At 71.2% G+C, this 19,252-nt stretch carries 18 protein-coding genes and 1 tRNA gene; 7 read left to right on the top strand and 12 right to left on the bottom strand.

Translation table 11 applies throughout. The features are described 5' to 3' along the window. The first annotated feature begins 394 nt into the window (after positions 1-394). Positions 395-1,075: a YitT family protein gene (locus tag BRM3_RS00170; protein WP_263594110.1), complete on the top strand. Its 681-nt coding sequence runs from the start codon at positions 395-397 to the stop codon at positions 1,073-1,075. Between the two features lie 126 nt (positions 1,076-1,201). Here BRM3_RS00170 and BRM3_RS00165 read toward each other — a convergent pair whose 3' ends face one another. Beyond that, positions 1,202-1,456, bottom strand: a complete 255-nt coding sequence (locus tag BRM3_RS00165; protein ID WP_263594109.1) for a PspC domain-containing protein — start codon at positions 1,454-1,456, stop codon at positions 1,202-1,204. A gap of 409 nt (positions 1,457-1,865) precedes the next feature. On the opposite strand from BRM3_RS00165, the gene BRM3_RS00160 reads away from it, so the two are divergent. Continuing rightward, positions 1,866-2,360 carry a hypothetical protein gene (locus BRM3_RS00160; protein ID WP_263594108.1) on the top strand — a complete coding sequence of 165 codons (495 nt, stop codon included), beginning with the start codon at positions 1,866-1,868 and terminating at the stop codon, positions 2,358-2,360. Positions 2,361-2,495: 135 nt separating this feature from the next. On the opposite strand, the gene arfB is transcribed toward BRM3_RS00160, so the two are convergent. After that, positions 2,496-2,936: an alternative ribosome rescue aminoacyl-tRNA hydrolase ArfB gene (gene arfB, locus BRM3_RS00155; RefSeq protein WP_263594107.1), complete on the bottom strand. Its 441-nt coding sequence runs from the start codon at positions 2,934-2,936 to the stop codon at positions 2,496-2,498. A 429-nt stretch (positions 2,937-3,365) separates the two neighbouring features. On the opposite strand from arfB, the gene BRM3_RS00150 reads away from it, so the two are divergent. Continuing rightward, positions 3,366-4,475 carry a 5-methyltetrahydropteroyltriglutamate--homocysteine S-methyltransferase gene (locus tag BRM3_RS00150; RefSeq protein ID WP_263594106.1) on the top strand — a complete coding sequence of 370 codons (1,110 nt, stop codon included), beginning with the start codon at positions 3,366-3,368 and terminating at the stop codon, positions 4,473-4,475. Between the two features lie 163 nt (positions 4,476-4,638). Here the strand turns inward: BRM3_RS00150 and BRM3_RS00145 are convergent, their stop codons facing one another. The 7 genes from BRM3_RS00145 to BRM3_RS00115 form a co-directional block, all read right to left on the bottom strand. Next, on the bottom strand, positions 4,639-6,318 hold the full coding sequence (locus BRM3_RS00145; RefSeq protein WP_263594105.1) for an ABC transporter ATP-binding protein: 1,680 nt from the start codon (positions 6,316-6,318) through the stop codon (positions 4,639-4,641). Continuing rightward, on the bottom strand, positions 6,315-7,712 hold the full coding sequence (locus tag BRM3_RS00140; RefSeq protein ID WP_263594104.1) for a M20 family metallopeptidase: 1,398 nt from the start codon (positions 7,710-7,712) through the stop codon (positions 6,315-6,317). The genes BRM3_RS00145 and BRM3_RS00140 overlap by 4 nt, the downstream gene beginning before the upstream one ends. A 25-nt stretch (positions 7,713-7,737) precedes the next feature. Next, the gene (locus BRM3_RS00135) at positions 7,738-9,315 is read right to left on the bottom strand and encodes an ABC transporter substrate-binding protein (RefSeq protein WP_263594103.1); all 1,578 of its coding nucleotides are present in this window, start codon (positions 9,313-9,315) and stop codon (positions 7,738-7,740) included. A 122-nt stretch (positions 9,316-9,437) separates the two neighbouring features. Continuing rightward, the gene (locus BRM3_RS00130) at positions 9,438-10,442 is read right to left on the bottom strand and encodes an ABC transporter permease (protein ID WP_263594102.1); all 1,005 of its coding nucleotides are present in this window, start codon (positions 10,440-10,442) and stop codon (positions 9,438-9,440) included. Next, positions 10,432-11,442 carry an ABC transporter permease gene (locus BRM3_RS00125; RefSeq protein ID WP_263594101.1) on the bottom strand — a complete coding sequence of 337 codons (1,011 nt, stop codon included), beginning with the start codon at positions 11,440-11,442 and terminating at the stop codon, positions 10,432-10,434. Before BRM3_RS00125 ends, BRM3_RS00130 begins: the two co-directional genes overlap by 11 nt. Positions 11,443-11,476: 34 nt before the next feature. Further along, entirely contained in the window at positions 11,477-12,427 is a 951-nt protein-coding gene (locus tag BRM3_RS00120; RefSeq protein ID WP_263594100.1) for a DUF1177 domain-containing protein, read from the bottom strand. 32 nt (positions 12,428-12,459) lie between these two features. Further along, positions 12,460-13,218, bottom strand: coding sequence for an AroM family protein (locus BRM3_RS00115; protein ID WP_263594099.1), 759 nt, complete (start codon positions 13,216-13,218; stop codon positions 12,460-12,462). Positions 13,219-13,431: 213 nt separating this feature from the next. Between BRM3_RS00115 and BRM3_RS00110 the strand changes: the two genes are divergently transcribed. The 3 genes from BRM3_RS00110 (at position 13,432) to BRM3_RS00100 (ending at position 15,298) form a co-directional block, all read left to right on the top strand. Then, positions 13,432-14,238, top strand: coding sequence for an IclR family transcriptional regulator (locus BRM3_RS00110; protein ID WP_263594098.1), 807 nt, complete (start codon positions 13,432-13,434; stop codon positions 14,236-14,238). 61 nt (positions 14,239-14,299) lie between these two features. Next, entirely contained in the window at positions 14,300-15,049 is a 750-nt protein-coding gene (pepE, locus tag BRM3_RS00105; RefSeq protein ID WP_263594097.1) for a dipeptidase PepE, read from the top strand. Positions 15,050-15,227: 178 nt separating this feature from the next. Next, a tRNA-Met gene (locus BRM3_RS00100) sits at positions 15,228-15,298 on the top strand. A 23-nt stretch (positions 15,299-15,321) separates the two neighbouring features. Here the strand turns inward: BRM3_RS00100 and BRM3_RS00095 are convergent. The 3 genes from BRM3_RS00095 to BRM3_RS00085 all read right to left on the bottom strand — a co-directional run bounded on the left by BRM3_RS00095 (position 15,322) and on the right by BRM3_RS00085 (position 18,345). Then, the gene (locus BRM3_RS00095) at positions 15,322-16,476 is read right to left on the bottom strand and encodes a baeRF2 domain-containing protein (RefSeq protein WP_263594096.1); all 1,155 of its coding nucleotides are present in this window, start codon (positions 16,474-16,476) and stop codon (positions 15,322-15,324) included. 199 nt (positions 16,477-16,675) lie between these two features. Then, positions 16,676-17,470 carry a VOC family protein gene (locus BRM3_RS00090; RefSeq protein WP_263594095.1) on the bottom strand — a complete coding sequence of 265 codons (795 nt, stop codon included), beginning with the start codon at positions 17,468-17,470 and terminating at the stop codon, positions 16,676-16,678. A gap of 131 nt (positions 17,471-17,601) precedes the next feature. Continuing rightward, entirely contained in the window at positions 17,602-18,345 is a 744-nt protein-coding gene (locus BRM3_RS00085; protein ID WP_263594094.1) for a helix-turn-helix transcriptional regulator, read from the bottom strand. Positions 18,346-18,703: 358 nt separating this feature from the next. Between BRM3_RS00085 and BRM3_RS00080 the strand changes: the two genes are divergently transcribed. Then, the gene (locus BRM3_RS00080) at positions 18,704-19,249 is read left to right on the top strand and encodes a GNAT family N-acetyltransferase (protein WP_263594093.1); all 546 of its coding nucleotides are present in this window, start codon (positions 18,704-18,706) and stop codon (positions 19,247-19,249) included. Positions 19,250-19,252 lie beyond the last annotated feature (3 nt).

Here is a 19,252-nt window from a genome sequence, read left to right as displayed (position 1 = left end):
CGGCACCGAGTCGCCAGTGGATCCGCACCCTGCGATCGACACGACAGTCAAGCAAGCCACCATGGCGAGGGCGGCCTGGAGCTGACGGGTACGTCGCACGAGAACAGCCTAATCGGCGCGTCATAGTGTTCTTCACGAACGATGCCGGGGAGCAATGGTGAGGAGTTCCGGCCAGGGTTCGGGAACGAAGTCGGCGCTGGACGCCGCGTCGATGTTCTTGTCCAGGGCGCCGCCACCTCTGTTCGGGTGAGAGGGTGAGGACACTGCGGCCCCCAGAACGCCGGATCTCCGAGCCCACCGGTGTCGGGCTCCGCCCGGCATCCACGCCGCGGCGTGTGCAGATCACAGCCACGCCCGTCGAGCCTGATGGGGGGATCCCCTCTACCCTGACGTCATGCCTTCAGCGTCCCCCTCGTCAGCGTCCCCGTCGTCGACATCGCCCGGTCGCCCCGAAGCCGGACTCGAGCCCCTCTCGGTCGACGTCACCATCCCGCATCATCCTGTGGAGGATGTGCTCGGCGTCCTGACCGGCACCTTCCTGGCATCCCTGGGGCTCTACCTGCTGCAGATGGCCGGCGCTGTCACCGGCGGCACGGCGGGACTCGCGCTCCTGCTCACCCACGGCACGCCACTGCCGTTCGCCGTGCTGTTCCTGCTGGTGAACGTCCCCTTCTTCGCCCTCGCCGTCTGGAAGAAGGGATGGGCGTTCACGATCCGGACGGTGATCTGCGTGGCTCTCATCTCCGGATTCAGCCTCGTGCACCATCACTTCCTGGCGCTCGGACACGTCCCTCTCGTCTACGCCGTGGTCGGAGGAAACCTGCTGGTCGGCGTGGGCCTGCTCATCATCTTCCGCCATCGCGCCAGTCTGGGCGGGTTCAACGTCCTGGCCCTGATCCTGCAGGAACGAGCGGGTCTGCGGGCCGGTTACGTGCAGATGGCCATGGACGTCGTCGTGATCCTGCTCGGCGCTCTGGTGATGGACTGGCCGCGGGTGCTGCTGTCCGCGCTCGGCGGGGTGATCCTCAACGCCGTCCTCGCCCTGAACCACCGCCCCGGGCGCTACCGCGCGTAGGTCGCGGGCTCGCTGCATGCAAAGTCTCTGCAGGATCAGCAGAGCACGACCAGCAGGGCAGACCCACCTGCGCCGTGACGAAGGGCTGATGGGCGGGCGACCTGATGGCGGGACGGTGATGCGGCGTCAGGCCTGCCGGGAGTTCGCTCCGAGAACGCGCTCGAGAGGGATCCGCCCGTCCTGCCACGGCATCAGGATCCACAGCAGAAGGTAGAGACCGACGCCCGCCACCGGCAGCGCGAACGACACGAGGATCAGCAGCCGGACCAGCCACACGTTGAGCCCCAGCTTGTCGGCGAGGCCACCGCCGATGCCCGCGAGGAGACGGCGAGGCCCACGTCGAAAGCCGAGGCCACGGATACCATCGAAGATCTTTGTCATGCCTCGACCGTACGCGCCGCCGCCTGTCGTCGCAGGGGAGGGAAAGCCCCCGAATGCACCCAGGGGCTTCAGCTGCGTGACGGCGTCGATGAGCGGCGACCGTGGATCCAGTCGGCGGAATTCAAGCCGGGGCAGACGCGAGCCGATGACGCGTTCGAGGCGCTCCGGCTCGCACGCGACGGGATCGAGCCGCCCGGGTGGCGGATCGCGTGGCCGGTACCAGTCCGACGGGTTGCCCAGCGGCGTGGCCTGCGATCAGGACGGCTCCTTCTACACATGGCCCTTGACGGCGTGGGTTCCCCAGATTGGTGACGATGGCCCGATCGTTCGCGTTGTGAGGTTCAATCGCATTGAGAGTGTCGTAAGGAGTGTGAGCCCGATGTGTGACTCCGCGCCACATGAGGAGTGTGTGCCGTTCGACCTGGGATCGCTTCGAGTTCCCGAGCTCATGGCTCTCGGCGACCAGGTGATCGCTGAGCTTCGCCGACGTGATCTTGTCCGCACGAACAACAAGCCCATCGGTGATGTCGCGGAGCAGATTGTGCTCGCCGCCCGCGGCGGGGTTCTGGAGCCTAACTCCACGAAGTCGCATGACGTGACGACGGACGCCGGTCTACGCATTCAGGTGAAGGCGATGGGGGCTCGTGCTGCGGGAGCACAAGCGAAGTTCAGCCCGTTCCGAAGCTTCGACTTCGATGTGGCGGTGTTTCTGGTGTTTGCCGCGGAGACGTTCGAGCTTCTCGAGGCGTGGGAGGCCCCAGCAGCCGCGATCGAATCCGGGACTCGTTATGTTCCCCACATCAATGGACGACAGCCAGGATTGCGATTCATCCGAACCATCGGTGCAGACGTGCTGCCCGAGATGAGACCGGCGTATGCCCGTCTGGACACCGTGATGGGCTGACGGGGAGCGCTGGTCCTTCCGGACCTCTGCGCTCAGTAGCACGACGCGGCGGAGACACTGCAGGGCGATCGGCGTTCGGCACGTGGCGTCGGTCGGCGTCCCGAGGGCGAGCGGCGCACCCCCGCGGCCAGCCCGTCACTCCGTGCCGGGCTGTCGCCGTCGGCGCTTGGTCTCGGCGCGGCGCCGTTTGGCGTCGAGACGGCGACGCTGGGACCCGCGCGTCGGCCTCGTCGGATGTCGGGTCAGCGGCGGCACGACGGCCTCCCGCAGCAGCGCCGCGAGACGCGTGCGAGCGGCCGTGCGGTTCTGGCGCTGCGAGCGATGCTCCGAGGCGCTGACCGTGAGGACGCTGCCGGTGAGCCGGCCGGCGAGATGGGAGAGCGCGCGGGCGCGCTGCGTCTCGGAGAGCGCGGTCGGGGTCGCGAGGTCGAGGCTCAGCTGCACGCGGGAATCGGTGGTGTTGACGCCCTGCCCGCCCGGTCCGGAGGCATGGGAGAACTGCTCGGCGAGCTCCCGCCCGGGCACGCGCAGCCCCGACGGAGCGCCGGGCCCCGGGGGCACGTGCACGTCATCCATCCGACCAGTGTGCCGCAGGCCGGGTTCCCGGCGGTTCCCGAGCGGCCCGTGTTCTGGAGGGGACGCTGGTGATGTGCACTGGCTCTATCGCCGCAGCGTGTCACCAGCGTCCCGTCGGCGACCACGGCCCCGAGATGCAGGTCGCGAGAGCCCGCGCCGGACCCGCCCATGAGTGCCGGGAGCGGGGTGAGCCGGACACGCGGCGGACGGGGATGTGCCCGGCGGCCGGCGGCTGGTGCGCGGGGGACCGGCGAGGTGAAAGCCCCAGAAGCGGGGAGCCCTGCGACCGGCGGCGCGCGAGACGCCCGCCCGGCCTCGCCCCGGCGCGGGCTAGCGTGGACCGGTGCGCGCTCGCCGCCGGCCTCCGTCGCCGGTCGTGGCCTCGAGCGCGCCGCCGATCGCGGAGTACCCGAGAGCCTGGAGGCATGCGTGCTGGACATCACCTACGACGTCGTCGGATCCTTCCTGCGGCCCCAGGCCGTCAAGGAGGCTCGCGCGCAGTATGCGGCGGGCGAGATCTCCCGCGACGAGCTGCGCGCGGTGGAGGACTCCGCCATCTCCGCCCTCGTCGCCCAGGAGGTCGAGCACGGCCTGCGTCTCGTGACCGACGGGGAGTTCCGGCGCCGCTGGTGGCACCTGGACTGGCTCAAGGAGTTCGACGGGTTCACCACCGAGCATCTCGACGTCGAGCGCAACGGCGTCGTCAACCACATCGAGCTGGGATACATCGACGGCAGGATCGGCTACGACCCCGCCCGCCCGCACCCGGAGATCGAGGCCTTCGACTTCCTGAAGTCCGAGGCCGACGCCTACCCCGGCGTGCAGGCCAAGAAGTGCATCTCGGGCCCCAACATGATCCTGGTCGACAACTACCTCCAGCTCGGCAAGAAGGACGTGCCCCACTACGGCGACGACGTCGACCTGCTGATCGAGGACATCGCCGCCGCCTACCAGGCGGCGATCCGCGACCTGTACGCCCACGGCTGCCTCTACCTGCAGATCGACGACACCTCGTGGACCTACATGATCGACGAGGCGTTCCTCGCCAAGATCGCGGGCATGGGCTACGACAAGGACACGGTCCTGGCATGGTTCCAGCGCGTCTCGACGGCGGCGCTCGCGGGCAAGCCGGAGGACATGACCATCGCGACCCACTTCTGCAAGGGCAACTTCAAGGGCAACCACCTGTTCGAGGGCTTCTACGACTCGGTGGCCCCGATCATCGCCCAGGTCCCCTACGACGGCTTCTACGTCGAGTACGACGACGAGCGCTCCGGCTCGTTCGAGCCGTGGGCGGCGCTCAAGGACACCGGCGCGACCTTCGTGGCGGGCCTGATCTCGACCAAGAACTCGCAGCTCGAGGACCGTGCCGACCTCGAGCGTCGCCTCGGCGAGGTGCGCTCGATCGTGGGCGACAACATCGCCCTGTCCCCGCAGTGCGGCTTCGCCTCGGTCGAGGAGGGCAACTCCATCGACGAGCAGACGCAGTGGGACAAGGTCGACCTGCTCGTCGCCAACCGGGACCTCGTCGCGCGCTGAGCCGGGCCGGTCGGACACGGCCAGGCGCAGGCCAGACCGGGGCCCGGCGGCGCAGCGCCGACCGGGGACGACCAGGCGCCGGGCCCACCGGGCCTGGCGGCGCAGCGCCGACCGGAGATGCCACGCGCCGGGCCACGACCTCGGCCCGGCACCCCGGCCGCCGTCAGGACGCGGCGCCCACGCCCGCGTCCAGCCCGGCGTCGACCACCCGCAGGCGCTGCTCGCGCTCGGCGGCGGTGAGCGGCGCGGACGGCGGCACGGCCGCGATCAGCGCCTTGGTGTAGGGATGCTGCGGGGAGCGCAGGACCTGGGCCACCGGCCCGCTCTCGACCACCGTGCCCTGGTTCATCACCACCACCTCGTCGGCGATCTCGGCGACCACCGACAGGTCGTGGGTGATGAACACGTAGGTCAGGTCCAGGCGCTCCTGCAGCTCGCGCAGCAGCTCGAGCACCTGGGCCTGCACGGAGACGTCCAGCGCGGAGACGGGCTCGTCGCACACCACCAGGTCCGGCTCGGTGACGAGGGCGCGCGCGATCCCGATGCGCTGACGCTGCCCGCCGGAGAACTCATGGGGGAACTTGTGGACGTCCTCCGCCGAGAGCCCCACGGTCTCGAGCGCCGTGACGACCGTCCGGCGACGCTCGGCGGCGTCCTGCGTGGTGTGCATCCGCAGCGGCTCCTCGAGGGAGCGGCCGATCCGCCATCGCGGATCGAGTGACGCATAGGTGTCCTGGAAGATCATCTGGGCCCGGGAGCGCCAGCGCCGCAGCGCCTCGGGGCCCAGCGTGGTGACGTCCGTGCCGTCGACGACCACGACGCCCTCGGTCGGCTCGAGCAGGCGCAGGATCGCGCGCCCGGTGGTGGACTTGCCCGAGCCGGACTCGCCGACCACCGCGACGGTGCGGCCGCGGTGGACGCTGAAGTCGACCCCGTCGACCGCGCGCACGGGCTCGCTGCGCCGGCTGCCGGGGAACTCCTTCTTGAGCCCGCGGACCTCGAGGAACGGCCTGCCCTCGGGCACCGGCCGCTCCAGCAGGGCCTCGCCGTCGGCGATGCCCGCCGGGCGCATGCTCAGCAGGTGGCGCGTGTACTCGTGACGCGGGTGATGGAACAGGTCCTCGACGTCGGCGGTCTCGACCAGCGAGCCGTGGTTCATCACCGCGACCGTGTCGCAGGTCTGGGCGACCACGCCCAGGTCGTGGGTGATCAGCAGCACGGCCGTGCCGTGGTCGCGCTGCAGGCCGACCATCAGATCCAGGATCTGGGCCTGGGTGGTCACGTCCAGGGCCGTGGTGGGCTCGTCGGCGATCAGCAGCCGCGGCTCGCACGACATCGCCAGCGCGATCATCACCCGCTGGCGCATGCCGCCGGACAGCTGGAACGGGTAGGAGCCCATGACCCTGTCGACCTGCCGGATCCCGACCATCTCCAGCAGCTCGCGCGCTCGCGCATCGGCCGCCCGTCGTGACATCCGACGGTGCACGCGCAAGGGCTCGGTGACCTGGTCGCGCACCGTGAACACGGGGTTCAGCGCCGTCAGGGGCTCCTGGAAGATCGTGCCGACCTCCGCGCCGCGGATGCCGCGCAGCTCGCGCTCGGAGGCCTTCGTGAGCTCGCGCCCGTCCAGACGGATGCTGCCGGCGGCGATGCGGGCGCTCGCCGCCGGGAGCATGCGCAGGATGGACATCGCGGTCATCGACTTCCCGCTGCCGGACTCCCCGACCAGGCCGAGCATGGCGCCCTCGTCGATCGTCAGGCTCACGCCATCGACGGGGACGGCCACGCCGCGATCCGAGGGGATCTCCACGCGCAGGTCCTCGATGCTCAGCAGCGGACTCATGCCGGGCTCCCCGAGGACCCGCTCCCGCCGCCGTCGCCGCAGTCGCCCGCCCCATCGGCACCGGGGCCGTCGGCCGTGCCGAGGTAGCGCAGCGTCGTGAGCGCGTACGTCTTGGCGGCCAGCACGACGTCCTCGGCGCGGCAGCGCTCGTTGAAGCCGTGGATCGTCGACAGCTCGGCCGGTCCGTACTGGAGCACGGGGATGCCGTGGGCACGGAACACCCGCGCGTCCGAGGAGGCCCACTGCAGCACGCCCTGGGCGTCCGGATCGGCCAGCTCCCGCAGCGCCCCGACGAGGGTCTCGACGATCGGGTCCTCCGGGAGCGTCCAGTTGGGCTCGCTGCGGAAACCCTGCGGCTCGATCCGCGCCTCGATGCCGTTCTCCTCGAGGATCTCGCGCACCCGGGCGTTGACCTGCTCGCGGCTCAGCCCGATCGGCACGCGCGTGTCGACGTCGACGACGGCGCGGTCGGCGACCACGTTGGCCGCCGTGCCGCCCACGACCCGGCCGATGTTGATCGTCACGTGCTCGAACACGGCGCTGATGCCGGGCTCGTAGCCCTCGCGCTCCTCGGCGTAGACCTTGGAGTCGGCGATCAGTTGGCGCACGTCCTCGGGCGGCTCGGGCACGAGGTCCCACAGCTGCTGGAGGGCGATCACCGCACGGGCGGCCAGCAGGTTGGCGCTGGTCCCGTGCAGGGGCTGGAGGCTGCCGTGCCCCGGCCGCCCGTCGATGGTCAGGCGGAACCAGTTGGACCCTTTCTGCCCGATCGTCGGATGGCTGCGCTCGGCGGGCTCGGCGATCACGGCGCCGGTGGCGCCGTCCAGGTGGCCCTGCTCCAGCACGAGGTCGGCGCCGCGGTTGCCGCCGGCCTCCTCGTCGCACACCGCCGCGAACGACAGGCGGCCGCGGAAGGGCACGTCGAGCTCGTGCATGAGGGCGTGGACGAACATCGTGCCGGCCAGGCCGGCCTTCATGTCGCTCGCGCCGCGTCCGCGCAGCCACCCGTCGACCACGTCGCCCGCGAACGGCGGGAAGTCCCAGCGCTCGACGTCGCCGACCGGGACCACGTCGTAGTGGCCCGACAGCACCAGGTGGCGCTCCCCGGGTGCGCCGTCGAGGTGGGAGACGACGTTGAGACGGCCGTCGCCGGCGTCGATCACCTCGCACTCCACCCCTTTGCCGCGCAGCCAGTCGGCGGTGAACGCGGCCACCTCGGTGCAGTCGCCGGCCGGGTTCTCGCTGGGGATGCGGATGAGGTCGCCGGCCAGCTGGAGCAGCTCGTCGGAGCGTTCCTCGATGAGGCCCAGCAGCTGCTGCTCCCAGGCGCCGCCGTCCGGCGCGGCGGATGCCGCGACGTCGATCGAAGCCGGGTCCGTGTCTGACGTGGTCATGGGATCTCCTTGTCGAAGCGGGCGGTCACTCGCCGATGGACAGCTGGGCGAAGCGCACGATGCCGTCGGGGTAGGACGTGTACCCCTTCACCGACGAGCGCAGGCCGATCACGATGTTGTACTCGTACAGGTAGGCCCATGGGGCGTCGGTCGTGATGAGCTCCTGGGCCTGCGCGTACAGCTTGTTGCGGGCGTCCTGGTCGGTCTCGGTGGACGCGGACTTCAGCAGCTCGTCGACCTGGGGGTCGGAGTAGTTCATGTTGTTGCTCGAGCCATCGGTGGCCATGAGCAGCCCCAGGTGATAGCCGGGGTCGTTGACGAACGACGTCCACCGGGAGATGTAGGCCTGGAGCTTCTTGGTGGCCAGGGCCTCGAGGAACTGGGCGCGCGCCATGTTCTGGATGTTCATGGTCACGCCGATCTCGGCGAGCGAGGCCTGGATCAGCACCGCGTCGTCGTTCCAGTCCTGGAACCCCGAGCCGAGGGTGAAGTCGAAGCTGAAACCACCGGAGTGCCCGGCCTCGTCGAGCAGGCTCTTGGCCTTGTCCAGGTCGTAGCTGTAGTCGTACCCCGCGTCGGTCCACCCCGGCGTGGAGCTCGCGACGGCGGACTTCATCTCGCTGGCCTGGCCGAGCATGACGTCGTTGATGAGCTTGTCGTAGGGGATCGCGTAGCAGACCGCCTGGCGCACGCGCTCGTCGTCGAAGGGGGCGACGGCGTTGTTCATCGCGAAGTACAGGATCTTGTTGCTCTTGCGCGAGTCGATCGTGACGCCGTCGGCCTTCTTGAGGGACTCGACGTCCTTGGCCGGGATCTCGGTGATCAGCTGGGACTCGCCGCGCTCGAGCAGCTGCATGCGGTTGGACGCCTCGCTGATGAACTTCACCGACACGTCGGTCAGCGCGGGCACGGTGCCCCAGTAGTCCGTGCGGGCGGTGAGCGACGCGGCGGTCGAGGGGTCCCACGACTTCAGCGTGTACGGGCCCGAGCCGGCCGTGTTCTGCGCGAGCCAGTCGGCGCCGCCCTTGTCCTTGACGGTCTTGGTGTCCACGATCGAGAAGGAGTACAGCGGCAGGATCTGCAGGAACAGGTGGTTGGGGCCGGTCAGGGCGATGGTCACGGTGTGCTCGTCGACCTTGGTGACGCTGTCGATCCCCGCCATCTGGTAGAGGAAGCTCGAGCTCGAGGAGTCCCGGATCAGCTCGAAGGACCCGACCACGTCGTCCGCGGTCAGGGCGTTGCCGCTCGCGAAGGTGACGTCGTCGCGCAGGGTGAAGGTGTAGGTCGTCGCGCTGTCGTCGGCCTTCCACTCGGTCGCGAGCATCGGGACGATCTTGTCGGTCTGCGCCGTCGGCTTGCCGTCCTCGGTCGAGGTGGCGTAGGTGACGAGCTGGTCGTACGTGGCGACCACGAACGTGTCGCTCGTGACGTCGTTGGCCTCGTACGGGTTCAAGGTGGTGCCGCCCTCGGAGTAGGCGGCGCTGAGCGAGGTCGAGGCGGTCGAGTCGGAGGCCGACGAGCCGCTGTTGGCGTTGGGCGCGCAGGCGGCCAGGGCGGCGACGGGGATGAGGCCCATTCCGACGAGGACGTGACGACGATCCATGGTGTTCTCCTGTGGGTGAGGTCGTGCTGGATGAGGCGGGTCGGTGAGGTCGTGCGAGCCGGTCGGCCCGGACGGGGACGGAGGGGTGCGAGCGGCCGGACGGGTTCGGGGCCCGGGCGCCCTCAGCGCCCCGAGGTGCGCAGCCGGGGGTCCAGGGCGTCCCGCAGGCAGTCGCCGATGAGGTTGAAGGCGAGGATCGAGCTCGCGATCGCGAAGCCCGGGAAGAACGTGAGCCACCACTGGCCGCTGATGATGTAGCCGCGGCCGTCGGAGACCATCACGCCCCACTCGGGGGTCGGCGGCTGGGCGCCGAGCCCGATGAAGCTGAGCGAGGCGGCCGTGAGGATCGCGTAGCCCATGCCCAGGCTGATGCGCACGACGATCGGGGCCAGCGCGTTGGGGGCGATGTGGCGGAACAGGATCGTGCTGGTGCGCAGGCCGATCGCGCGGCCGGCCTCGACGAACTCGCGCTCCTTGAGGGCGACGGTCTGGCCGTACGTGATGCGGGCGAACTCGGGGATGCCGACGATGCCGACGGCGACCATCGCGCTGCCCACGCCCGGGCCGAGCGCCGCCGCGACCGCCATGGCCAGCACGAGAGAGGGGAAGGCGAGGATCACGTCCATCACGCGCATGATCAGGCCGCCCGGCCAGCCGCCCACGTAGCCGGCGATCGCGCCGAGCGGCACGCCGACGACGACCGAGAACGCGACGGCGATCAGGCCCGTCCACAGCGAGATCCGGGCGCCCGCCAGGACGCGGGTGAGGATGTCGCGGCCGAAGTTGTCGGTGCCGAACCAGTGGCTCCAGCTGGGTCCCTCGAGCAGACCGCCCGCCCCGGTCTGGCTGGGGGTGTAGGGGCCGACGACCCCGATCACCAGGCTCCCCACGGTCCAGACCAGGATGATCGCCGCCGCGACGACGGCCACCGGGTTCCTCAGCAGCAAGGTCGCGATGCCGACGCCGCCCGCGGCGCGGCGCGACGCCTCCTCGGGACGCGGCTCCGGCGTCGGCGCGTCCTCCCCGAGCGGGGCCTCGGCCATCGCCGACAGCGGGGAGGCGGGCTGGAGGCCGGGGGCCGAGCTCTCGACGGGGCTGCCGGGAGGGGCGTTGCGGTCATCGCGCATGACGGATCCTCGGGTCGATGGCGGCCTGGGCGAGGTCCACGGCCAGGTTGATCACCAGGTAGAGCACGGCCGCGAGCAGCGTGAACGCCTGGATGGGGGCGTAGTCGGTCGCCAGGATCGACTGGGTGATGTAGGAGCCGATGCCGGGCCAGGTGAAGATGGTCTCGGTGAGCACGGCGCCGGCCAGGAGCTGGCCGAGCTCGAGGCCGACCACCGTCAGCACCGGCGGCGCGGCGTTCTTCAAGGAGTGCTTGCCGATCACCGAGCGGGGTCGCAGCCCCTTGGAGACGGCCGTGCGCACGTAGTCCTGGCCGAGGATCTCGAGCATCGCGGAGCGGGTCATGCGCGAGAACATCGCGAGGGCACCGGTCGACAGCACGAGCGCGGGCCAGATGATGTGGTTGGCGGCCGAGCCGAAGGCGACCGTGTCCCCGCTCAGCAGGCTGTCGACGAGGTACAGCCCGGTGACGTGGGTGGGCGGGTTGATGGAGTCGCCGAGGCGTCCGACCGGGGCCGGCGCGACGTCCAGCAGGAAGTAGAAGACGTAGATGACGAGCATGCCCAGCCAGAACAGCGGCATCGACGCGCCGGTCAGGCCGATGATGCGCCCGAGGTGGTCCACCCAGCGTCCGCGGTGGACCGCGCTGATGATGCCGAGCGGGATGCCGAGGACCAGGGCGATCACGAGGGCGACGAGCGCCAGCTCGACCGTGGCCGGGAAGCGGCTGGCGAGGTCGGCGAGCACGGGCCGCCCCGTGTGCCAGGCCGTGCCCAGGTCCCCGTGGAAGACGCCCGACAGGTAGGTCACGAACTGGCTCCACAGGGGCTTGTCCAGACCCATCTGGTCGCGGATGCGCTGGACGGTCTCGGGATCCGCCTGCTCGCCCGCGAGCGTCCGGGCGGGGTCGCCGGGCAGGACGCGGGTGAGCAGGAAGACGCAGATCAGGACCCCGAACAGGGCCGGGATCATGGCCAGGAGGCGGCGGCCGAGATATCTCATGTGGGATGCGCCTTCGAGTGAGAGGTGGTGGGGCTCAGGCGGCGGGGCCGGGGGCCCCGGCCGTCTGCAGCACGCTCATGGGGCCGTACAGGCTCTGCAGGTGCTCGAGCTCGGCGGCGTCGTGGAAGGAGGCGATGCCGCGCCCGAAGTCCTTGGCGGTCTCGATCGCGAAGCGCACCGCCTGGTCGACGTCGTGCAGGTCGGTCGCGCCGGTCGCCGAGCCGGGCACGGCCGACTCGGTCACGATGGCCACGCCCACGACGGGCGCCGAGGTGGCCGTGCACGGCTGGACGATCGAGTTCACGTGGTACACGTCGTTGCCGTACGGGGTGATGTCCTGCATCGTGATCGGCATGACCGCCGGCAGGCGCCCGGTGGTGCGGGTGACGATGTCCAGCAGCGTCTCGGACACCCGCAGGATCCAGCCGTCCGCGATCGTGGGCGTGATCGCGATGCCCTTGTGGTTGCACACCCGGTTGCCCTTGGTGGTGTCGATCGAGAGGATCGCGTCCATCTCGGCGCTGACCTCGTGCTCGTTGCTGACGTCCTGCTCGATGACCGAGCCCATGAAGGGGACCGGCTCGTGGGGCTGGGTGGGCGCGTCGGGATCGATGTGGGTGGCGACGATGACGTCCCCGGCCAGGTGGTCGCCGCGCTCGGCCATCGCGAGCAGCTTGGCGGCGATCGTCACGGCGGACAGGGCGCCGTCGCCGTCACTGACGAAGCCGATCTGCTCGGGCCGGGCGCCGAGACCGCCCAGGCGCCCCAGGACGCCGAGGGTCGGTGCGGCCCCGCCGGCCCGCTTGCCCGCGGTCCCCGGGATGATGACGCGGAGGAAGTCCGTGGCACCGCGCTCGGCGGTGACCTCCTCGACCTCGATCAGCGCGTCGGGGCTGATGGTCTTGAGGAAGGCGGCGACGTCGGCCCCGCGCACGGACGGGTCGTCCAGGAGGTCGTAGGCGGCGATCAGGTGGCTGTAGGACACGGGTTCTCTTTCGTCGGGGGAGGGGGATCGGGTCAGGTGGTGGGCTCGACGCCGAGGGCCTCGGCGGCCAGGCGGGCGGCGATCGAGCGGGCGACGATCACGGGCAGCCCCGTCTCCTCGGCGACGACCGCGCGCATCGCGGCGGTGTAGCCGAAGCAGTCCAGGGCCAGCAGCGCCGCGCCCTGGTCGGCCAGCTCGCGGGCGGCGCGGCGCAGGTCCTCGGCCGTGCCCGTGTACGGGGAGGCCGCGGCCACGAGCACCGGTCGGTCGGCGGACAGCACGGCGGCGAACTTGCGGCGGGTGTCGGCGATCTGCGCGGGCAGGGGAGCGATGACGCCCACCGGGCGTCCGCTCGGGGCCGTGGCGGCGACCGCGTGGGCGATGATCCGGTCGGGCACGAACAGCGGCGTGGTGCGGGCCAGCTCCGGGAAGGGGCCGGTGCAGGCCAGCAGCACCGCGTCGACCTCGGGCTCGAGCGCCGCGAGCAGCGCGGGCAGGCGTTCCATCACGGCGCGCTCGCCGATCACGGCGGATCCGCCGTCGGCCAGGCGCGTGGTCAGCGTGTGGTCGTCGTGCGCCGGGGCCGCCCCGGCGATCTCCGCGGCGCTCAGCCCGTCGAGCACGCCGCGCTCGACCAGCTCGACGCCGGGCACGAGGCGTGCGAGCTCGGGCGTGAGGTCCACGCGGGGCGTCTGACCGATCGTCACCACGCCCAGCCGCGCGCGCCGGGGTCCGGCAGACGTCGGCGTGGCCGCGACGGCGGTCGAGGCAGTGCCCATCACGGTGTCCATCACGGCGGTCCTCCGCTCTCCCGGATCACTCGGGATCGCCGCAGGATGCGGCGATGCGCCAAGAGTGAACTCGGCGCTCGCTTTGAGCAACAACTTCCCGTTATATGAACACGCTAGTCACAAAATGATCACGGTGCGGGCGAAGCTGATATCAGCCGGACGAACCTCCGATAATGGGCCGTCAGCACCCACGCCAACGGAGGAGCACGTTCCATGGAGGAGACGCCGGACTCTCGTGCGCCTCTGCAGACCGTCGACCGGGCTCTGCAGATCCTGCTGTCCTTCAACGAGGGCCGGAGGGACTGGGGCGTCTCCGAGCTGGCCGAGGAGTTCGGCTTCAACCGCTCGACGAGCCAGCGGCTGCTGGCGGCGCTGGCCGCTCGGGGCTTCCTGTTCGCCGACCCGTACTCGCGGCGCTACAGCCTGGGACCGGCGATGTGGCACATGGCGGCGCTGTGGGAGCGCGGCGGCGGCCTGGCCCGGCTCGCCGAGTCCGTGCTGACCGGCCTGGCCGAGACGACCGGCCGCACCGCCTCCTTCACCGTGCCCGACGGCTACCACGTGCGCTGCGTGGCCGCCGTCGACGGCGACTCCGGCCCCGTGCGCGCGCATCCCCTCGTCGGTGATCTCTACCCGGCCCACGCCGGTGCGACGTCGCGGGCCTACTTCGCGTTCCTGGACCCGCTCGTACGGCGCAACATGCTCAGCGGGCGCCCCTTCGCGCGCTACACCGAGCTGACCACGAGCGACGAGGCGAGCCTGGACCGCATGCTCGACGAGACCTATCGGGCGGGATGGGCGTACTCCGAGGGCGAGTTCGACCAGACCACGCGGGCCATCGCGGCGCCGGTGCGCATCGGGTCCACGCCCGTCGGGTCGATCTCGGTGATCGAGCCCAAGATCTTCACCTATCCCGACGAGCTGACCAGCCGGGTCCCGGACCTGCTGGACGCGGCTCAGCGCCTGGGCAGCCTGCTCGCCAACAACGACCCCGGCGGCGCTCCGCGCCGAACGGCCTAGGGCACACCTTTCCCCCGGGCTTGCGCCCGCGATCATCCATCCCCCCTGACCAGGAGACACCGTGCAGGCTCTGCTGCTGTCGAACTCGACCAACCACGACTCCGGATACCTCGCCCATGCGCTCGACGAGGTCCTGGACTTCCTCGACGGCGCCGAGCTGACCTTCGTCCCCTACGCCCTGGCCGACCACGAGGCGTACACGCGCAAGGTCTCCGACGCGCTTAGCCCTCACGGCGTGACCGTCACGGGTCTGCACACCGCGTCCGACCCTGTCGCCGCCGTGCGCGAGGCCCAGGCCGTGTTCGTCGGCGGAGGCAACACCTTCCGGCTGCTGGCCACGCTCGAGAGCCTCGGCCTGCTCGACCCGCTGCGCGAGCGCGTCGCCGACGGCATGCCCTACATGGGCGCGAGCGCGGGCACCAACATCGCCGGCGCCACGATCCGCACCACCAACGACATGCCCATCGTGCAGCCGGCCTCCTTCGAGGCGCTCGGCCTCGTGCCCTTCCAGATCAACCCCCACTACCTCGACGCCGACCCCGCGAGCACCCATCAGGGCGAGACGCGCGAGGAACGGCTCCTGCAGTTCCTCGAGGACAACGACGCCGCGGTGCTGGGTCTGCGCGAGGGCACCTGGCTGCGCGTCGACGGCGCCTCGGCGCGGATCGGCGGCCGTGCCGTCCAGCCCTCGGCCCCGGGCCCCGCGCTCGTCTTCGAGCGTGGATCGGCCCCTCGTGAGGTCTCCGGCGACGTCTCGGCACTGCTCGCGCGGGCGTCCCGCTTCGACGTTGGGGTCGGCGCCGCCCGCTGAGGCGACGCGCCTCGGGGACGGACGGCTCGACTCATGCCCGCGGTGCGTCTGCGTGCCGGCCCGGACCCCGCCGTCCCGTCACGAGGCATGCCTGTGTGACCGCGCATGTCGACCTCGTGACCGCGCACGTCGCGCCCCTTCCCTCCGTTCGGAGGCGTGCCTACGCTCGATCGCACCCCGCTCCGTAGCTCAGTGGCAGAGCAGCGCCCTCATAAGGCGTGCGCGCAGGTTCGACTCCTGCCGGAGTGTCTCCAGAGGCGCGGATGCGCCGCTCACGCGCGCAGGCCGTGCTCCTCCTGCTCGTGGGGCGTCTCCTCGCCCCGCTCCGGGACCGCGTCCTCGCGGCGCGGATCACCGCTCATGCTGGAGAGCTCGTTGGACGGGGTGGCCTCGTCGCGCCAGCGCAGGAGGGCGCCGACGCCTTCGGGGATGGCGGCGTACCCCTCCTCGAGCGCGCAGACGCCCGCATCGGTCGTGATGGCCTGGCGGAACAGCTCCTCGATGCCCTCGGGCTCCTGGCCCACGGTGAAGACGAGCTGGTCCACCTGACCGCGACGGAGCGTCGCGGTGACCTCGTCCACGCCGGCGACGGAGGTGCCGCCGCGCAGCTGGTTCTCGTGGAACTGGTCGGCCACGTCCTGCTCGCGCCGGTCGATGAACTCGCGGGTCACCCGTTCCAGCTCGTCGCGGAACGAGGCGCGGTCCATGCTCTGCCCGCGGGTGCCGCCGGAGACGAGGTGCAGACGGGCGCGGGCCTCCTGGCCCAGCACGTCCTGGAGCAGCGCCGTGGCGCGCACGTCGCCGGTCAGGAGCACCATGTCGGGCTTGTGCCGCTCGACGAGCGCATCGACCTTGCGGCCGACGGCCTCGGCGTTGCGCTCCCACGAGTCCTCGACCCGGGCGTCGAAGTTGCGCGCCCGCCAGCCGTGCTGGGAGCCGCCGCCCACGCTCGCCTTGTGCAGCTCGTCGTGGCCTCCGTCGACGCGATCGGGCCCGTCGGTGCTGATCGACGGATCCTCGGGGGCACGCAGGTGCAGGTCGGCGCCGGCCCGGTCGACCTCGATGAGCAGCTGGCTGACCGCGAGCGGCGTGAGCTGCAGGAGCGGCAGGAGCATCGGCGTCTCGCCGAAGGACGCGGCGTCCTCGCGGGGCGGGACCGGGAGCACCCGGTCCAGCAGGATCTCACGGGGCGAGGCGATGATCGTGCGCCCGTGACGACCACCGATCGACGAGGGGCTGAGCACGCTGTCCGCGATCTCGTCGAGGATCTCGGAGGGGGCGCCGGCGGCCGAGAGCCGCGTGCGCATGTGACTCCAGCGGGTCGCGAGCTCGGCGGACGCGCTCGGATCCGTCCTGGTCGTATCGAGGTGGATCGAGAGGAACGGCCCCTCGTCGGCGATCGGGCCTTTCAGCCACGGCACTCTCACGGAAACCTCCAGACTGCCCTCCAGCCGAGGCCGTGCCCCGGTGCGGGCTTGACTGCTGTGAAGTCCACCACCTTTCCATGGGCCCCCGGGCGATTCAAGGGCATTTCGGCCACGCCTCGGGACGCCGACACGGCCCTCCGCGACCGGAGCGCCGATGCGCCGGCAAGTCTGGGTGACGCCGGCGCGCGGTCGCCGTCGCTCACCCCTCGGCGACGGCCTCGCTCATGGCGCAGATCTGGAAGGTCGCGCCCTCAGGGTCGGCGACCGTGGCGATGCGCCCGAACGGGGAGTCGACGGGCCCGTCCAGCAGGCTCCCACCCAGCTCGCGGATCCGCTCGACCGCCGCATCGGAGGACTCGACGCCGAAGTAGATCCTCCACCCCGTCGCCTCGGCGGGCATGATCCCGCTCGCGTCGCACAGGCCCCAGCTCGCGGAGTCGCCCGGCCCGTTCGTCGCGTAGCGCATGGAGTCGTCCGTCGGATCGCCCATCGCCACGAGGTTCGCGTCGACCACGGCGGTGTAGAACGCGCTCGCCTCGTCGAAGCGATGCGTCATGAGCTCGAACCACACGGGGGAGCCGGGCTTGCCGGTGAACTCGTACCCGTCGAGGTCCTTGGCCTCCCAGAACGCGATGTTCGCGCCGGTGGCGTCGAGGACCGCTGCCATCCGGCCCGACTCGCCGATGTCCATGGGCTGCACGATGACGGTGGCGCCGTGCTCGGTGGCGGCCGCGAGCCGCGCGTCGAGATCGTCGACGGCGAGGTAGACGTCCCACGAGGGCGGGAGGGGATCGCCGTCGGGGCAGGTCATGCCCGAGACGTCCATCGCGCCGCCCACGAGCGCGCCGTCCTTGCGGATGATCTGGTAGTGGCCGAACTGCTCGCCGGTGTCCTCGAAGGTCCAGCCGAACAGCCCGGCGTAGAAGGCCGATGCCGCCGCGAGGTCGTGGGTGTCGAGGTCGAGCCAGGTGCTGGTGCCGGTGCTGCGGGTCATGATTCCTCCTCGGTCCCGGGCCGGTGCGGCCCATGTCGTGCGTCCACGCTAAGCAGATGGCCTCGAGCATCTTTGTCCGATCGTGCGGACTTCCCGCTGCCGCGCGGCGGGTGGCGTCGGCCGGCGACGCCTCACGACCGGCACAGGCTCGGCAGCGCCGAGAGCATCGGCATCCGACGGGTCTCCTGCACGCCGAAGTGCAAGGTGAGGCGACCGGGCCCGACGACGGGCAGGGGATGCGCGGCGACGACCGGGGCGGACGGCACCAGCTGCTCCCACGGGTCGGCCCGGGCCGCGACGGCGAAGCCGAGCAGGAAAGGTGCACCGTCGCAGAGAGGGAGGTCCACGTCGGTGCGCCCGGAGACGAGCACGCCCGAGCGCGGCAGCCCGATCGGAGCCGGCTGCGGATACCAGCCCACCCACACCGAGGGGTCGGCGCGGGAGCCGAGATCCGCGGGAAGGTCGAGGACCACGTGCACCGCCGCACGGCTCACGGAGAGCATGCTGAACGGCCGCGGCGGGCGGTCGCCGATGCGGTCGGCCAGACGTCGCAGGTGCGCGGGCGGCACCCCCACCGTGTCGCGGAAGCGTCGGCTGAAGCTCGAGAGCGAGTCGAAGCCGACCTCCGCCGCGACGTCGACGACGGGCCAGGGATCGGCGAGCAGCAGGCGCTTGGCGGCGTCGATCCGCAGCACGGTCAGATACTGGCCCGGGCCGATGCCGACGTGCGCGGCGAACACCCGTGAGAAGTGGAAAGGGCTGTACCCGGCGACATCCGCGAGGTCGGCGACGGTCAGCATGGCCGCGTGCTCATGGGCCGCGTCGAGCACGGAGGCCCACCGTTCCTCCGTCAGCGCTCGAGTGACCGGGCTCACGACGGCCAGTGTACGGAACGGGTCCGGCGGCCCTCTGTGGTGTCGATGGTCGGTGCGCTCCGCACCGAAGCGGAGCGAGGGTCCTCATGACGCGAACCGAGATCAGGCCCGGCAGGGGGCCTCGAGCGGCTGATCGGGCGCTGCCGGGCGCTGATCGAGACCCGCTTCCCGGAGCGCTCCGAGCAGGGCGCCGCCGCCGTGCTCCTGGTCGACGGCGGGATCGTGGCCGGCACCAGCCCCGACGTCGTGAACCCGCCTGGGATGCGCGGCAGGAAGTGGAGGACCGGCGCGCCTGCGATGCCCCAGCTCCCGGGAAACTCGGTCGGCAACGGCCCGGCGTCCATGCCACGATGCCCCGATGGTGAGCCTGCGACGCATCGACCCGACCGGCCGCGATCGTGAGGACCTCATCTCCTTCCTCACGCGCAACGCCTTCCCGTTCCACGTGCGGACATCCAGGACCGCGGCCGAGGTCGCGGAGTCCATCGACGCGGGCGCGTACCGCTCCGACGAGTGCGACTCGTTCTGGCTGGACGACGACGTGCGCGGCGTCATCGGCATGGTGCTGCTCGAAGACCTCGAGGATCCCACCCCATTGATCGACGTGCGCCTGGCCGAGACCCATCGGGGTCACGGGCTCGGCGCGCCGGCGCTCGAGGCGATCACCGCGCACGTCTTCGAGACGATGCCGGAGGTGCACCGGCTCGAAGGGCAGACGCGCGAGGACAACGTGCCGATGCGGCGGGTCTTCCTGCGCTGCGGCTGGGTCAAGGAGGCCCACTACCGGGAGTCCTGGCCCGTCGACGGCGGCGACCCGGTCGCCTCCGTCGCGTACGCGGTGCTGCGGCGTGACTGGGAGAGCGGCACCGTGACGACCTTCGTCTGGGAGGACCTGACGCTCTGAGCG

The organism is Brachybacterium huguangmaarense (assembly GCF_025725725.1).
GTDB lineage: Bacteria > Actinomycetota > Actinomycetes > Actinomycetales > Dermabacteraceae > Brachybacterium > Brachybacterium huguangmaarense.
Note: the sequence above shows the minus strand (reverse complement) of the source record. Positions and strands in the feature narration are given on the sequence as shown.

Bases quoted from the DNA above. Each gene is read 5' to 3' on its own strand.
- BRM3_RS00125 (WP_263594101.1), bottom strand. From the start codon at position 11,442: ATGAGATATCTCGGCCGCCGCCTCCTGGCCATGATCCCGGCCCTGTTC.
- BRM3_RS00165 (WP_263594109.1), bottom strand. From the start codon at position 1,456: ATGACAAAGATCTTCGATGGTATCCGTGGCCTCGGCTTTCGACGTGGG.
- arfB (WP_263594107.1), bottom strand. From the start codon at position 2,936: ATGGATGACGTGCACGTGCCCCCGGGGCCCGGCGCTCCGTCGGGGCTG.
- BRM3_RS00130 (WP_263594102.1), bottom strand. From the start codon at position 10,442: ATGCGCGATGACCGCAACGCCCCTCCCGGCAGCCCCGTCGAGAGCTCG.
- BRM3_RS00170 (WP_263594110.1), top strand. From the start codon at position 395: ATGCCTTCAGCGTCCCCCTCGTCAGCGTCCCCGTCGTCGACATCGCCC.
- BRM3_RS00090 (WP_263594095.1), bottom strand. From the start codon at position 17,470: ATGACCCGCAGCACCGGCACCAGCACCTGGCTCGACCTCGACACCCAC.
- BRM3_RS00145 (WP_263594105.1), bottom strand. From the start codon at position 6,318: ATGAGTCCGCTGCTGAGCATCGAGGACCTGCGCGTGGAGATCCCCTCG.
- BRM3_RS00135 (WP_263594103.1), bottom strand. From the start codon at position 9,315: ATGGATCGTCGTCACGTCCTCGTCGGAATGGGCCTCATCCCCGTCGCC.
- BRM3_RS00080 (WP_263594093.1), top strand. From the start codon at position 18,704: ATGGTGAGCCTGCGACGCATCGACCCGACCGGCCGCGATCGTGAGGAC.
- BRM3_RS00115 (WP_263594099.1), bottom strand. From the start codon at position 13,218: ATGGACACCGTGATGGGCACTGCCTCGACCGCCGTCGCGGCCACGCCG.
- BRM3_RS00140 (WP_263594104.1), bottom strand. From the start codon at position 7,712: ATGACCACGTCAGACACGGACCCGGCTTCGATCGACGTCGCGGCATCC.
- BRM3_RS00110 (WP_263594098.1), top strand. From the start codon at position 13,432: ATGGAGGAGACGCCGGACTCTCGTGCGCCTCTGCAGACCGTCGACCGG.